The sequence below is a fragment of the Pseudomonas sp. WOUb67 genome, from assembly GCF_050058005.1.
Classification (GTDB): domain Bacteria; phylum Pseudomonadota; class Gammaproteobacteria; order Pseudomonadales; family Pseudomonadaceae; genus Aquipseudomonas; species Aquipseudomonas putida_R.
In genome coordinates, this window is sequence record NZ_CP170112.1 from 3,336,844 (window position 1) to 3,350,104 (window position 13,261).

15 protein-coding genes are annotated in these 13,261 nt (G+C 62.4%); 10 read left to right on the forward strand and 5 right to left on the reverse strand.

Translation table 11 applies throughout. The features are described from left to right. Positions 1–6: 6 nt before the first annotated feature. The gene (locus ABOC32_RS14920) at positions 7–1,230 is read right to left on the reverse strand and encodes an SfnB family sulfur acquisition oxidoreductase (RefSeq protein ID WP_426807736.1); all 1,224 of its coding nucleotides are present in this window, start codon (positions 1,228–1,230) and stop codon (positions 7–9) included. A 116-nt stretch (positions 1,231–1,346) separates the two neighbouring features. After that, on the reverse strand, positions 1,347–2,285 hold the full coding sequence (locus ABOC32_RS14925) for a LysR family transcriptional regulator (protein WP_426807737.1): 939 nt from the start codon (positions 2,283–2,285) through the stop codon (positions 1,347–1,349). A gap of 142 nt (positions 2,286–2,427) precedes the next feature. Between ABOC32_RS14925 and ABOC32_RS14930 the strand changes: the two genes are divergently transcribed. The 3 genes from ABOC32_RS14930 (at position 2,428) to ABOC32_RS14940 (ending at position 6,030) form a co-directional block, all read left to right on the forward strand. Further along, positions 2,428–3,570 (forward strand): iron-containing alcohol dehydrogenase, encoded by a 1,143-nt coding sequence (locus ABOC32_RS14930; protein WP_426807738.1) that lies wholly within the window; start codon positions 2,428–2,430, stop codon positions 3,568–3,570. A gap of 45 nt (positions 3,571–3,615) precedes the next feature. After that, complete coding sequence (locus tag ABOC32_RS14935) at positions 3,616–4,959, forward strand: MFS transporter (protein ID WP_426807739.1); 1,344 nt, start codon at positions 3,616–3,618, stop codon at positions 4,957–4,959. A 285-nt stretch (positions 4,960–5,244) separates the two neighbouring features. Continuing rightward, a complete protein-coding gene (locus ABOC32_RS14940; RefSeq protein WP_426807740.1) occupies positions 5,245–6,030 on the forward strand; it encodes a 2-keto-4-pentenoate hydratase in 786 nt (261 codons plus the stop codon). On the opposite strand, the gene ABOC32_RS14945 is transcribed toward ABOC32_RS14940, so the two are convergent. After that, complete coding sequence (locus ABOC32_RS14945) at positions 6,020–6,838, reverse strand: helix-turn-helix domain-containing protein (RefSeq protein WP_426807741.1); 819 nt, start codon at positions 6,836–6,838, stop codon at positions 6,020–6,022. The genes ABOC32_RS14940 and ABOC32_RS14945 overlap by 11 nt on opposite strands. 107 nt (positions 6,839–6,945) lie before the next feature. Here ABOC32_RS14945 and ABOC32_RS14950 point away from each other — a divergent pair, with 107 nt between their 5' ends. From ABOC32_RS14950 to ABOC32_RS14960, 3 genes are all read left to right on the forward strand, one after another. Further along, a complete protein-coding gene (locus ABOC32_RS14950) occupies positions 6,946–7,260 on the forward strand; it encodes a DUF2834 domain-containing protein (protein WP_426807742.1) in 315 nt (104 codons plus the stop codon). Continuing rightward, the gene (locus ABOC32_RS14955) at positions 7,257–7,682 is read left to right on the forward strand and encodes an MAPEG family protein (RefSeq protein ID WP_426807743.1); all 426 of its coding nucleotides are present in this window, start codon (positions 7,257–7,259) and stop codon (positions 7,680–7,682) included. Before ABOC32_RS14950 ends, ABOC32_RS14955 begins: the two co-directional genes overlap by 4 nt. A 78-nt stretch (positions 7,683–7,760) precedes the next feature. Beyond that, complete coding sequence (locus ABOC32_RS14960; RefSeq protein ID WP_426807744.1) at positions 7,761–7,982, forward strand: hypothetical protein; 222 nt, start codon at positions 7,761–7,763, stop codon at positions 7,980–7,982. Between the two features lie 233 nt (positions 7,983–8,215). Here the strand turns inward: ABOC32_RS14960 and ABOC32_RS14965 are convergent, their stop codons facing one another. After that, positions 8,216–8,596, reverse strand: coding sequence for a termination factor Rho (locus ABOC32_RS14965; RefSeq protein WP_426811607.1), 381 nt, complete (start codon positions 8,594–8,596; stop codon positions 8,216–8,218). 183 nt (positions 8,597–8,779) lie between these two features. Between ABOC32_RS14965 and ABOC32_RS14970 the strand changes: the two genes are divergently transcribed. Continuing rightward, a complete protein-coding gene (locus ABOC32_RS14970) occupies positions 8,780–9,169 on the forward strand; it encodes an NUDIX domain-containing protein (protein ID WP_050491815.1) in 390 nt (129 codons plus the stop codon). Between the two features lie 21 nt (positions 9,170–9,190). On the opposite strand, the gene ppk2 is transcribed toward ABOC32_RS14970, so the two are convergent. After that, positions 9,191–10,108 carry a polyphosphate kinase 2 gene (ppk2, locus tag ABOC32_RS14975; RefSeq protein ID WP_264359582.1) on the reverse strand — a complete coding sequence of 306 codons (918 nt, stop codon included), beginning with the start codon at positions 10,106–10,108 and terminating at the stop codon, positions 9,191–9,193. A gap of 181 nt (positions 10,109–10,289) precedes the next feature. On the opposite strand from ppk2, the gene pstS reads away from it, so the two are divergent. From pstS to pstA, 3 genes are all read left to right on the forward strand, one after another. After that, the gene (gene pstS / locus ABOC32_RS14980; RefSeq protein WP_016486164.1) at positions 10,290–11,321 is read left to right on the forward strand and encodes a phosphate ABC transporter substrate-binding protein PstS; all 1,032 of its coding nucleotides are present in this window, start codon (positions 10,290–10,292) and stop codon (positions 11,319–11,321) included. A gap of 70 nt (positions 11,322–11,391) precedes the next feature. Continuing rightward, positions 11,392–12,360, forward strand: a complete 969-nt coding sequence (pstC, locus tag ABOC32_RS14985; RefSeq protein WP_426807745.1) for a phosphate ABC transporter permease subunit PstC — start codon at positions 11,392–11,394, stop codon at positions 12,358–12,360. Next, positions 12,357–13,250 (forward strand): phosphate ABC transporter permease PstA, encoded by an 894-nt coding sequence (pstA, locus tag ABOC32_RS14990; RefSeq protein WP_016486166.1) that lies wholly within the window; start codon positions 12,357–12,359, stop codon positions 13,248–13,250. The genes pstC and pstA overlap by 4 nt, the downstream gene beginning before the upstream one ends. The last annotated feature ends 11 nt before the right edge of the window (positions 13,251–13,261 follow it).

Genomic DNA, 13,261 nt, shown 5'->3' on the forward strand with positions numbered 1-13,261 from the left:
GCGGCCTCAGTTCCAGTCGTGGCGCGGCGGCTTGATGCCGTTCAGTGCCCAGTTGCCGACCAGGTGGTACTTCCAGCGCACCGGGTCGTGCAGGGTGTGCACGCGGGCGTTGCGCCAGTGGCGGTCGAAGTTGTGGCGGGTCAGCGACGAGCGCGTGCCGCCCAGTTCGAACAGGCGGTTGCTGGCCTCGATGGCGGCCTCGGTGGTCAGTACCTTGGCCCTGGCCACCGCAATCGACGCCTGGGCCACGTTCTCTTCGTTCGGTGCGGGCCTGGCCGCATCCAGGGCCTGGCCTGCACGCTCAAGCAGTGCCTCGGCGGCCTCCTGGCGAATTTCCAGCGAGCCGACCTGGATGATGGTCAACGGGTCTTCGCTGGCCTTGTCGACCTGGGCGTCGATCCATGGCCGGGCATGCTCGCGTACGAAGGTAATGGTGTCGTCCAGCGCTGCGCGGCCGATGCCGGCGTCGATGGCTGCGGTGGTCAACTGGGCGAAAGGGCCGGCGAGGGTCGGGCTTTCGTAGGAGCGGTAGCTGGGGAACAGGTTGAACGCCGGTACCCGCAGGCCGTCGAGCAGCACCGTGCCGCTGGAGGTGGTGCGCTGGCCCATGCTGCTCCAGTCGTCGACAATCACCAGCCCGGCGCTGCCGCGCTGGACGAAAGCCAGCTGGGCTCGGTCCTGCTCGTCCAGCGCTAGCACGCCGAGCCAGTGGGCGTACAACGAGCCGGTGCAGTAGCCCTTGCGCCCGTCGATGCGATAGCCGTCACCTTCGGCGACCAGGCGCGTGCGAATGTCCTGCACGGTCTTGCCGCCGGTTTCCGACAGGGCATTGGCAAAGCGATGGCCTTGCAGTACCAGGTCGTAGAAATAGCGTTGCTGTTCTGGGGTGCCTTGCAGGCGGATGTCTTCAAGCAGGCAGTAGTGGTTTTGTGGAATCTGCCCAAGCGAAGGGTCGGCAGCGGAGACGATGGCGATCACCCGGGCGAGTGTGGCGAACGAAACCTCTGCGCCACCATAGGCCCGCGGTACGGTGATGCCCCACAGCCCGCTGTTGGAAAACGCGTCGACGATGTCGGCGGGTACTTCGCGGCTGCGGTCGCGTTCGGCGGCGCCCTCGCGCAGCAGCCCGGCGACTTGATAAGCGACGGCCAACGCTTCGGCGTCGTCGCGAATGATGTGCGCCGCCGGTTGGCGGATTTCGTATGTGGCAGAAACGGTCAGGTCAGGCATGGGCAGCTCGAATGCAGTCGGATGACCTTGCATTGCAGCTGCTGTGCCAATGTTTTAGTCCAGTAAAATCAGGCTTTTAGATGCTTGTGATGGGCTGTTCCTGCCTGAAAACACAACTAACTGTTGTTGTGCTGTGCGCCCTGCAACAGCAGTTCGGTGAGGGTGTCCATGGCCGGTGTCGCCTGGCTGCCTTTGCGGGTGACCAGCTCGTAGGGGTCGCTGACCGAGCCCATGGCCAGGGGCAGAATGCGCACTTGCTGGTTCATCGCGCATTGCCGGGCCACGTCGATCGACACCAGCGCCACAAAGTCGGGGCGGTCTTGCAGCAGCGACAAGGTGGCCAGGATCGAGGTGGTCTCAACCAGGTGCAGCGGGAAGCGCAGCCCGGCGTCGTGGAACTCGCGCTCCAGTTGCACACGCATCGGCATGTTGGCCCGGTATACGATCCAGCGGCTCTCGGCCAGCTCGGCAAGGCTCACGGTTTGTGCGTGTTTGAGCGGGTGGTCGACATTGGCGATGACCGCCAGCGTCTCATCCTGCACAAAGGTGCTGGCAAACAGCTGCGGCGTATTGCTGACGCTGGTGCGGCACAGGGCAATGTCCAGCCGGCCGCTTTCGATCTGTGCCAGCAGCGACTGGCTGGTGTCTTCGATGACCTCGAAGGACATCTGCGGCTGGATACTGGCCAACTGCGACACGGCCCGCATCAGCAATGGCACGGCGCCCATGATGGCGCCCACCGCCAGCCGGCCGCCCACACCGCGCAGGATTGCATCCAGGTCATGGCGCAGGTTGGCAATATCGGTCTGTACCACGCGCGCGTAGCGGATGGCGCAGTGCCCGGCGGCTGTGGGCTCCAGCCCGCGGTTGGTGCGGTTGAACAGCACCGTGCCGAAGGTGGTTTCGATTTCCTGCAGCGCCTTGCTGGCGCCGGGCTGGGTAAGCCCGACGCTGCTTGCTGCGCCCAACAGCGAGCGGTGCTCGTCCAGCTCGATGAGCAGGCGCAGGTGGCGGGCGTGCAGCCTGGACATGATCGAATTGAGTGATGGGGTCATCTGGTATGCGTCCTGGTTATACCGCTATGGATTGTTCTCAATACCATAGCCAGGCGCGCATTCCTATACTGGCGCTGCACGGTGTCGCATCCAGTGCGGCTAAACCGCCCAGAACAACAATGCCAGGAGCCTGCTGAGCCTTATGTCCCTGATCAATTACATCACCCAGATCCAGTTCGAGATCGGCGCCATTGCCCTGTTGCCTGCCGAATGCGAGCGCATTGGTATAACCAGGCCTTTGATCGTGACCGACCGCGGCGTGCGCGCTGCCGGTATCGTCGATACGGCATTGAACACCTTCGCAGGCAGCGCTGGCCAACTGCCGATCTACGACGGTACGCCCCCCAACCCCAACGAGAACGCGGTGCGTGAAGCCGTGGCCATGTTCAAGGAGTGCGGCTGTGACGGCATCATCGCCATTGGCGGCGGCTCGGCGATCGACCTGGCCAAAGGTGTGGCCGTGTGTGCCCGGCACGAAGGGCCATTGAAAAGCTTTGCGGTGATCGAAGGCGGCCTGGCGCGAATCACGCCGGCAACCGCGCCGGTGATTGCCGTGCCCACCACGGCCGGGACCGGCAGCGAGGTAGGGCGGGGCGCCATCCTGATTCTCGATGACGGGCGCAAGGTGGGCGTGATCTCGCCCCATGTGGTGCCCAAGGCGGCCATTTGCGACCCGGCGCTGACCCTTGGCCTGCCTGCGCAACTGACCGCGGCCACCGGCATGGATGCGATTGCCCACTGCCTGGAAACGTTCATGGCACCTGCATTCAACCCACCTGCCGACGGTATCGCTCTGGACGGCCTGTGGCGTGCCTGGCGCTTCATCGAAAGCGCTACCCGAGACCCGCAGAACCTCGATGGGCGTATCAACATGATGAGCGCTTCGCTGCAAGGTGCACTGGCCTTCCAGAAGGGCCTGGGCTGCGTGCACAGCCTGAGCCATGCCTTGGGCGGGATCAACCCGCGCCTGCACCATGGCACCCTCAACGCGATCTTCCTGCCTGCAGTCATCACCTTCAACCGCAAGGCCGCAACCGTGCTGAACGAGCACAAGATGGCGCGTATCGCCCAGGCGATGGGGCTGGCCGATGACAGCCAGATCGAACAGGCCATTCGCGACATGACCCGCGCCCTGGGCCTGCCGACCGGCCTGCGCGAACTGGGTGTGAGCGAGGAGCAGTTCCCACGCATAATCCAGGGCGCGTTGGCCGATCACAGCCATCGGACCAACCCGCGTGAGGCGTCTGCCGCGGACTACCAGGGGTTGCTTGAAGCGTCGATGTAAAGCGCCAACCCGCTGTTCTATCAATAACAACAAAAGTGAACGCCCATGAATACCAAGTATGCGCAAGCCGAGCTCGGCCACTCGCCGGAAGCGGTCGTGAGCCCGAACCCGTTCAGGAAGTACCAGGTCATCACCGTCAGCCTGTTGCTGGTGATCGGCATCATCAACTACGTCGACCGCAGTGCGCTGTCGATCGCCAATACCTCGATCCAGCGCGACATGGGCATCACGCCTTCACAGATGGGCATTTTGCTGTCGGCGTTTTCCCTGGCGTATGCCTTCTCGCAGTTGCCGCTGGGCATGATCATCGACCGGCTGGGCAGCAAGATCTCGCTGGGGGCGGCACTGCTGGGCTGGTCGGTGGCGCAGACAGCCTCCGGCCTGATCAACAGTTTTTCAGCATTCATCGGCTTGCGGGTGGTGCTGGGGATTGGCGAAGCACCGATGTTCCCGTCGGCAGCGAAAGCGCTGGCGGAGTGGTTCGAGGCCGAAAAGCGCGGCACGCCGACAGGCATCGTGCTGTCATCGACCTGCATCGGGCCGTGCCTGGCGCCGCCGTTGCTGACGCTGCTGATGATCACCTGGGGCTGGCGCGGCATGTTCATTGTCACCGGGGTGTTCGGCATCCTGGTCGCCGCCTGCTGGTTTGCCTTCTACAAAAGCAAGGCGCGTTACCTGGCCGAGCTGCCTGCCGAGGAGCGTGAGCGGCTGCTGGCGACACAGGCCCATAAACAGCCGGTGGCAAGCGCCAGGCCGAGCCTGCGGGCACAGCTGGCGGCCTGGGCCGAGCTGTTCCGCCACAAGAGCACCTGGGGCGCCGTACTGGGCTTCATGGGGGTGATCTACATGCTGTGGCTGCACCTTACCTGGCTGCCGGGCTACTTCGAGCGTGAGCATGGCTTGAGCCTGTACCAGACGGCCTGGGTGGTTTCGCTGGCCTATGTATTCGGCGCATTGGGCACCATTGTCGCGGGCCGCATCTGCGACCGCCTGGTGAAGAACGGCGCGAGCGTATTGGGTAGCCGCAAGCGGGTAGTGGTGACGGCGTTGTTTGCGGCCGCGGCATTCACTGTTCCGCTGTCGCTCGGCAGCGGCTTGATGCTCAGCGTGGCGCTGCTGTGCTGCGCGCTGTTCAGCGTAAACATGGCCAGCTCGACCGCCTGGATGATTGCCAACACCGTGGTCGATAGCCAGCGCGTGGCCTCGTTTGGCTCGATCCAGAACTTTGGTGGCTACCTGGCAGGCTCGGTGGCACCGATCGTGACCGGGTTCAGCATCCAGCAGACCGGGTCGTTTGCCTCGGCGTTCCTGATCAGCGCTGCGGTGGCGGCGGTGGCGGCGATGGCTTATGTATTGCTGCTGAAGCAGCCGGTTTCCACTGACCAGTGATCGCCAGGCCTGCGCAATCCCTGTGGGAGCGGCCTTGCCCGCGAAGCAGGCGACGCGTTGGATGGCACGGGCTTCGCCCGTGTTCGCGGGCAAGCCCGCTCCCACAGTGATCGCGCAATCTTTTAGATTTTGATCAAGACAGTTGCTCCCACAAAGATCGCATCAGCTTCGCGAGGATTTTCCATAACAATTTGTGATACCAGGCATCATGACAATATATTTATCATTATTAATTTCAGCCCCTAGCATCGGTTGCCCGGCATCGCCCATTTCCATGAGGTCTTGATGAACAGTTCGCTCTTCGTACCCCAACGCACCGCGGCCTTGTTACTGCAGCACTGGCGTAGCGGTGACCTGCTGACGGAACTGCCTGCCAGCCTCAGGCCCGAGACGTTGAAGCAAGGCTATGACAGCCAGGACCAGTTCTTCGCCGACGCCGCTGGCCAGCGTGGAGGGTGGAAGCTGGGTGTCGGCAGCCCCGCAGGCATGCGTGCGGCCAACCTGTCCCGGCCGCTGATTGGCCAGCTGGAAGCAAAGCGCTGCCACGCTGATGGTGTGCACATCGAGCTGCCGGCCGTGACACCTGTCACCATCGAATGCGAGATCGCCTTCGTGCTTGACCGTGATATCCCCCCGCAAGCGGGACGGGTGCCGGCCAGCGAAGATATCCGCGCTACTTGTGTCACCTTCGAAGTGGTGCGCTCACGCTTCGTCGACCGCAAGAGCGTCGGCTGGCCAAGCTTCGTGGCGGACAACGTGGGCTTCGAAGCGCTGGTCGTGGGCAACAACCTCGGCGCAGGCATCGATGTGCCGTTGCTGGCCGACCTGGCCGAGACCACCGAAGTGTACGTAGACGGCGAGTTACGCGCCCGCGGCTTGTTCGGCGATGCCGCGACCGACCCGCTGGTGTCGCTGGCCCACTTGTATGCCCATGCTGCCGAACGTGGCCAGACCTTGAAGGCAGGTGATGTGGTGACCACGGGGGCCATGTGCCAGCCTTTCGATCTGAACGAGACAGGCCATCAGGTTAGCGCCAGGTTCCTGGGCCAGGCGCTGTCGTTCACGCTGTAACCGCCGACCATTGATCAAACGCCGCCTGCATCCTCTGCCGGGTTTGTGGGTCGGCGGGGATCAGGTGCTCGATTCGCAGTGATTCCACCGTGATATCCAGCGGCATGCCGAAGGTGGTGAAGGTCGACAGGAACCTCAGCTCACCATAGGGGGTGGTCACCCGGGTCAGCAACACGGGCGCGATACCTGCGGCCTGTTCCGGGTTGGGCGGGATTGGAAGATTGCGCAAGTGTTCTGCCAGTGTCGGGTTGCCCACAGCCTCCCTGGATGCACGTTGCCAGGCAACGGCACGAATTTCCTGCGCATTGGCCAGATGATCGCCCAGGCCGCCAGGGCGCAGCAGCGTATCCAGAAGGTTGAGGCCGGGCGCAGCCTGCGCCGCAACACCCACCATCGCCAGCAGCAGGCCGGTACTGGCATTGGCAGCGATGACCTCCCAGTTGCTGTCGATGACGATTGCAGGTGCAGGGTTGTTCGCCTGCAGGATGTGCTCGATGGCGGTATGCACCAATGCCAGCTCAGGCGCGTCGAGCGGCGAGGCCGCATAGCGGGGCGCGTAGCCGGCGGCAATGAACACTTCGTTGCAGTGCTCCAGTGGCGCGCCAAGGGCCGAGAGCAGGGCATGCAAGGTGCCAGGGCTGGCCTTGGCGCGCCCGGTTTCCAGGCAGCTCAGGTGGCGCTGCGATACGCCAGCCAATAGCGAAAGCGCCAGCTGGCTGAGCCCGGCCTGCTGGCGCAAGTGGCGCAGGTGCTGGCCTGGCGATGTTTCCGGCGCAGGGCTTTTGCGGTGGAACAGATGATGACTCATGTGTTGATCCTGATCGTCCTTGATTGCAGCGTCCATGACCTCACAGGTCATTGAGCGCAGGCAACCCTATCACTACTGTGCCGGCAAACCCTACCGAGGAAAGGACGATGGGCTTGCGTATCTGCGCGCTGGCGTTGCTGGTGCTGTTTTCGCTGTATACCGGCTGGACGATGCTGATTGCCGAGCAGTCGCTGCTAGCGTTCGGCCTGCAACTGCTGTCGCGGCCTGACACCGCTCAGGTGGTCATCGACCTGTACCTGATGGCAGGGCTGGCCTGCGTCTGGATGGTGAGGGACAACCGTGCACGGGGCGGGAAGGGGATGTCGTTGCTGCCCTACCTGTTGCTGACGGCTGTGTTCGTCTCGGCGGGGCCGCTGTTGTATCTGGTCAACAGAGGCGTTGCCGGGGTGCGTCAGCCATGAGCAATGCCTTGACTGTTTATGCGCTGTGTATGGTGGTGCTGTTCCTGAAGATGTTCATGGTCTCCTGTTACCAGGGCTATCACCGCTTGCGCTTTGTGGCGTTCACCAACCCTGAGGATGCTGCTGTCTTCAAACGTGCGGCGCAAGCGGCTGAGCGACCTGAGGTGCTCCGCGCCGCCAAGGTATGGGCTAACGACCTGGAAAACATCCCGGCGTTTTTCGCCTTGGGTGGGCTGGCTATCGCCCTGGACGTTGCGGCGCAGCCCACTGTGTGGCTGAGCATTGCTTTCACCCTTGCCAGGGTGCTGCATACGCTGGCCTACCTGCTGGGCGTGCAGCCATGGAGAACGCTGTTCTATGCCATCGGGGCTGTCTGCCTGGTGGGTTTTTGCGCACTCATTACCGCGAGCATAGGTCGCTGAACCAAAATATTGCATGAGTTATCTTGATGCCTTCACATAGCGGTACTAATACTTAAGCACTGCCGAAGAGGGACGATCATGCAGACGCGCTTCGTTGTGGTGCCCGCAGTGCCAGTAAAACGAGAGGTTTACCCTCGGCGTCTTGGCTTTCCTGCCGCCCTGGGAGAGGGGTATGACCTTTATGACACCCAAGAAAAGATGCGCTTGAGCCTCAACTTTTCCACACGGGCCCAGGCCGAGTTCGAGTGCGCATCCCGCAACCGGGATGGTGATGAAGCGGGTATTGTCGGCATTGGCTGAGATTTCAAGGCAAACACAAGCCCTGTAGGAGCAGCCTTGTGCTGCGAAGAGGCCATTGCAGCCATCGATAATCTTCAGGCTTGCCGGCCTCTTCGCAGCACACGGCTGCTCCTGCAAGGTGATGCTGCAGCCTGTAAACCATGTCCCCGGTTTGTACCGCATGCGCCCCCCGTTCCCTGTGGGAGCGGGTTCACCCGCGAACACCGGCGCAGCCGGTGCCAGCCACTATGCCTTCAACCGTGTTTGCGCAGCGCTTCTATCAACTGGGCCTTGGTCATGGTAGAGCGGCCCTTGATGTCCTTGCTGCGGGCTTCCTTCATCAGGCTTTCCTTGGTCTGGGTTTGCAGGGAACTGGCTGAAGTGCGCGAGTAACCCTGGCGTGTTTTCGACGCCCGCTTGGCGGAGTCCGAGCGAGCCGTTTTCTTCTCGCCGGAAGGTGTCGCCTTGCCGGAGCCTCCTTGCTTTTCTCCGCCCCCGGATTGCTTGTTGACAGTGGCCCAGGCACGCGCCTCGGCTTCTTCCCTGGGGAGACCTTTATGCTCGTAGCTCTCCTCAATGTGCTCGGCCTTGCGTTTCTGCTTTTCCGTGTACTTGCCTTTGTCACCACGCGGCATGGTTTTCTCTCCTGCTGGATTGGCCTGAACGGTTGAAGCCACTTGTGCATCGAAAGTGCCGGGCAATGGACGAGCGGCGGGTTCGCCCAGGGCGGCAGTCATTTAATCGACACATTGAGCCTTTAGGGTTGAGGCAGGAGCCATTGCAGTGCTCCAGCCCAGCGAGTCGAACCGGGATCACGCATGAAGGCAATGGACAGCGCTACAGCCAGGCGCAAAGGCATCAAACTCCGCGCCACGGTCATCTACCGCAAGGATGGCCAGGTGCTTTTCGTGCGCAAGCGCAACGCCAAGTGGAACCTGCCGGGTGGCAGGGTAGAGCCGGACGAAACCCCGCTGCAGGCGGCCCGGCGAGAGATGGCGGAAGAAACAGGCCTGGCCTTCGACGAGTTGCGCTTTGTCAGTGAGTACCGCGAGGAGCGGGTCATTCACTACCTCTTCGAAGCCCGCAAGGCGGCAGACAAGCCGCGCCCCCTGAACGAAATCGACGCCTGCCGCTGGATCAAACCAAGGCAAGTGGCCAAGCGCCGGGTAAGGCGCCCGATCAAGACCTTGCTCAGGCGCTGCGCATGAACACAGCGCCAAGAGCAGGTATCAGTAAACCTGCGGCACGATGATTTCTTTCGGCGTCGGGTTGCGGATGTAGTCCTCCTTCCTGACCCGTTGTGGCAGCTCGATCATCGGCACTTCCACCTCTTCATAAGGCATTTGCCCAAGCAGATGGTGGATGCAATTGAGCCTGGCCTTCTTCTTGTCGTCGGCCTGCACCACCCACCAGGGCGCTTCTGCAATGTGGGTGCGCTCCAGCATGATTTCCTTGGCCTTGGTGTAGGCCTCCCAGCGCCGGCGGGACTCCAGGTCCATGGGGCTGAGCTTCCACTGCTTGAGCGGGTCGTGCACACGGCTGAGGAAGCGCAGGTGCTGCTCCTGGTCGGAAATCGAGAACCAGTACTTGATCAGCTGAATGCCCGAGCGCGCCAGCATGCGTTCGAACTCCGGCACGGTACGGAAAAACTCTTCGTACTGGTCGTCGTTGCAAAAACCCATGACCTTTTCCACGCCGGCGCGGTTGTACCAGCTGCGGTCGAACAGCACGATCTCGCCGGCGGCCGGCAAATGTGAAACGTAACGCTGGAAGTACCACTGGGTGCGTTCGCGGTCGTTCGGCGCGGGCAGGGCGGCAACCCGGCACACCCTGGGGTTGAGGCGCTGGGTGATGCGCTTGATCACGCCGCCTTTGCCGGCAGCATCGCGGCCCTCGAACAGGATCACCACTTTATGGCCGGTCTTGACCACCCAGCTTTGCAGCTTTACCAGTTCGCCCTGCAGGCGGAACAGTTCACGGAAATAAGTCCTGCGCGCGGCCTTTTCGCTGCCGTCCTCGACATGTTCGTCGAACAGCGCGTTCAGGTCATGGCCGTCCTCGGCCAGTTCCAGCTCCAGCTCTTCGTCGCTGTGGTCGAGCAGTTCGCGGTGAATGCGCCTCATCAAGGCGTGTTCGGTTTCGGTCATGGCAAAGGCTCACGTGGGCGGGGGTGGCCAAGTGATAGCCGCCTTCGGTTACCAGCGCATGACATCAACCTGCCGTGATGGCACGTGCAATACGCTCTACCACGGGGGTGCCATTCAATAGTCACAAAGCTGTAACACAGCTGATGCAAAGTGTGCCGGCCATCACAAGGAGCACTTTTTGATGAAACGCCTGATGAAGTCTGCTGCACTCGCCGTTGCGGTCTCCCTTTGCGCCACTTCGGCAGCCTTTGCTGCAGAAAACGTTCGCCTGACAGGTTCCGGCGCCAGCTTCCCTGCACCGATCTACCTGACCTGGTTCAAGGACTTCAGCAAGAACACTGCTGGCGTCACCGTTGACTACCAGTCCAAGGGCAGCGGGGCGGGCGTTCAGGACTTCCTGAACAAGACCGTCGACTTCGCCGCCAGCGACTCGGCCATGAGCGAAGCAGACATCGCCAAGGTTGGCGAAGGCGTGCAGTTGCTGCCAATGACCGCCGGCGAAATCGTCCTGGCCTACAACCTGCCGGGCAACCCTAAAGGGCTGAAGCTGCCGCGCGAGGTGTACTCCAACATCTTCCTGGGCAAGATCACCCAGTGGAACGACCCGCAAATCGCCGCGGCCAACCCTGAGCTGAAACTGCCAGCCACCCCGATCACCGTGGTCGTGCGCGCCGACTCCAGCGGTACCACCGCAGTCTTCACCAAGCACCTGTCGGCCATCAACGCTGACTTCAAGCAAGGCCTGGGCGAGGGCAACACCGTCAACTGGCCGGCCACCGACAAGTTCATCAAGTCGCCGAAGAACGATGGCGTAACCGCCACCGTCCGCCAGACCCCGGGCGCCATCGGCTACATCGAATACGGCTTCGCCAAGCTGGCCAAGGTCGACTTCGCCGTGCTGCAGAACAAGGCTGGCCAATACGTCGTGCCAAACGCAGAGAGCGGTGCCGAAGCACTGGCTGCGGTAAACATGCCGGAAAACCTGGTGGCCTGGCTGCCTGATCCGGACGGTGCCAAGTCCTACCCGATCACTTCCTACACCTGGATGATCTTCCGCAAGGACAACGGCAACCCGGCAAAAGCCAAGGCCATGCGTGAAATGGTCGAGTACAGCCTGACCAAAGGCCAGACCATCGCCGACTCGATGGGTTACATCCCGCTGCCTGCGTCGGTTGTCGACCAGGTGCGTAAAGCGTCCGCCAACATCCAGTAATACCCAGGCGCTCCCGGTATCGGCATGAAGCCATACCGGGGGTGTTTGTCCCTTGTCCCGGAACTCGCCAATGAACACACCTTTTGCCATACCGGATAACCCCGACTCCGCGTGCCAGCCACCGTCTGCGAAGGACTTCCTGGTCGATCGCACCTTCCGTGCGCTTGCACGCATTGGTGTGGTGCTGGTGCTGGCGCTGGTCTTCGCGCTGGTCTACGAAGTGGGCCGCAAGGCGCTGCCCGGCATCGAAAAGCACGGCTTTGACGTGCTGTTCGGCAGCGTCTGGGACGTCAACCAAGGCAAGTACGGTATTCTGCCAGCGATCTGGGGCACGCTTTACAGTGCATTCATCGCCTTGTTGATCGCCGGTTTCTTCGGCGTCAGCATGGCCATTTTCCTCACCCAGGATTTCCTTCCGGCCAAGCTCGCCGCGGTGTTTCGCACCATCGTCGAACTGCTCGCCGCCATCCCCAGCGTGGTCTACGGCCTGTGGGGCATCTATGTGGTCATCCCGGCGATTCGCCCGCTGACCGCCTGGTTGAACAGCGAGCTGGGCTGGATCCCGTTTTTCGGCACCTCCCTGAGCGGGCCTGGCCTGCTGCCTGCTGCGCTGGTACTGGCGATCATGATCCTGCCGACCATCGCTGCCGTTTCCCAGGATGCGCTGACCAGCGTACCGATGAAAACCAAGCAAGCCGCCTACGGCATGGGCACTACCCACTGGGAAGCCATCCTCAAGGTGATGGTGCCATCCGCGGCTACCGGCATCTTTGGTTCGCTGGTGCTGGGCCTGGGCCGCGCGCTCGGTGAAACCATGGCGCTGGCCATGCTGGTCGGCAACGCCAACACCATTTCCCTTTCCTTGTTCGCCCCGGCCAACACCCTGGCGGCGCTGCTGGCGCTGAACTTCCCGGAAGCCGGCCCGAACGAGGTCGAAGTGCTGATGTACGCGGCACTGGTCCTGATGTTCATCACCCTGCTGGTGAACGTGCTTGGCTCGATGATCATGCTCTACGCCCAGCGTGGTAACACACAATGACTGACTTGACGACCCCTGTAGCCGCTTTGCCCAGCCTGCAACGCAAGCTGGAAGGCCGTGCCCTGCGCAGCGTGCTTTTGACCACCCTGGCATGGCTGGCGGCCCTGGTGGCCAGCGTGCCGCTGATTTCCGTGCTGTACATGCTGATCACCCGCGGCGGTGCACGCCTTAGCCTGGAAGTCTTCACCGAGCTGCCGCCGACCGGCTTCGAAATGGGTGGCGGTTTTGGTAACGCCATGGCCGGTACCTTCGTCATGGTCGGCATTGCCGCCGCCATCGCGGTACCGGTAGGTATCCTGGCCGCGGTATTCCTGGCCGAACTCGGCCCCGACAGCAAGCTGGCCAATGCCGCGCGCTTTGCCGCCAAGATGCTCACCGGCCTGCCGTCGATCCTGGCCGGGGTATTTGCCTACGCCCTGGTGGTGATGACCACCGGTACCTACTCGGCGCCGGCTGGCGGTGTGGCCCTGGCAGTACTGATGCTGCCGATCGTGGTGCTGACCGCTGAAGAGTCGATGAAGATGGTGCCCAAGATCATGAAGGACGCCGCCTACGGCATGGGCTGCACCCGTGCCCAGGTGATCTGGAAGATCGTCCTGCCCACCGGCCTGCCGGCCATCCTCACCGGCGTCATGCTGGCCGTGGCCCGCGCCGCTGGCGAAACCGCGCCACTGCTGTTCACCGCGCTGTTCAGCAACTACTGGATCTACCATGACGGCAGCCTGGCGGTCATGAACCCTACGGCCTCGCTCGCCGTGCTGATTTACAACTTCTCCGGCATGCCATTCGACAACCAGCTCGAGCTCGCCTGGGCGGCCTCGCTGGTGCTGGTAATGATCGTGCTGGTAATCAACATTCTGAGCCGAGTCTTCGGCAAGCCCAAGTATTGAGAAAGGGAGCA

What these genes read in the sequence shown, in the direction of transcription:
- ABOC32_RS14935 (WP_426807739.1), top strand. Translation starts at nt 3,616, where the DNA reads ATGAATACCAAGTATGCGCAAGCCGAGCTCGGCCACTCGCCGGAAGCG.
- ABOC32_RS14925 (WP_426807737.1), bottom strand. Translation starts at nt 2,285, where the DNA reads ATGACCCCATCACTCAATTCGATCATGTCCAGGCTGCACGCCCGCCAC.
- ABOC32_RS14940 (WP_426807740.1), top strand. Translation starts at nt 5,245, where the DNA reads ATGAACAGTTCGCTCTTCGTACCCCAACGCACCGCGGCCTTGTTACTG.
- ABOC32_RS14945 (WP_426807741.1), bottom strand. Translation starts at nt 6,838, where the DNA reads ATGAGTCATCATCTGTTCCACCGCAAAAGCCCTGCGCCGGAAACATCG.
- pstA (WP_016486166.1), top strand. Translation starts at nt 12,357, where the DNA reads ATGACTGACTTGACGACCCCTGTAGCCGCTTTGCCCAGCCTGCAACGC.
- ABOC32_RS14955 (WP_426807743.1), top strand. Translation starts at nt 7,257, where the DNA reads ATGAGCAATGCCTTGACTGTTTATGCGCTGTGTATGGTGGTGCTGTTC.
- ABOC32_RS14920 (WP_426807736.1), bottom strand. Translation starts at nt 1,230, where the DNA reads ATGCCTGACCTGACCGTTTCTGCCACATACGAAATCCGCCAACCGGCG.
- ABOC32_RS14970 (WP_050491815.1), top strand. Translation starts at nt 8,780, where the DNA reads ATGAAGGCAATGGACAGCGCTACAGCCAGGCGCAAAGGCATCAAACTC.
- pstC (WP_426807745.1), top strand. Translation starts at nt 11,392, where the DNA reads ATGAACACACCTTTTGCCATACCGGATAACCCCGACTCCGCGTGCCAG.
- ABOC32_RS14930 (WP_426807738.1), top strand. Translation starts at nt 2,428, where the DNA reads ATGTCCCTGATCAATTACATCACCCAGATCCAGTTCGAGATCGGCGCC.
- ABOC32_RS14950 (WP_426807742.1), top strand. Translation starts at nt 6,946, where the DNA reads ATGGGCTTGCGTATCTGCGCGCTGGCGTTGCTGGTGCTGTTTTCGCTG.
- pstS (WP_016486164.1), top strand. Translation starts at nt 10,290, where the DNA reads ATGAAACGCCTGATGAAGTCTGCTGCACTCGCCGTTGCGGTCTCCCTT.
- ABOC32_RS14965 (WP_426811607.1), bottom strand. Translation starts at nt 8,596, where the DNA reads ATGCCGCGTGGTGACAAAGGCAAGTACACGGAAAAGCAGAAACGCAAG.
- ABOC32_RS14960 (WP_426807744.1), top strand. Translation starts at nt 7,761, where the DNA reads ATGCAGACGCGCTTCGTTGTGGTGCCCGCAGTGCCAGTAAAACGAGAG.
- ppk2 (WP_264359582.1), bottom strand. Translation starts at nt 10,108, where the DNA reads ATGACCGAAACCGAACACGCCTTGATGAGGCGCATTCACCGCGAACTG.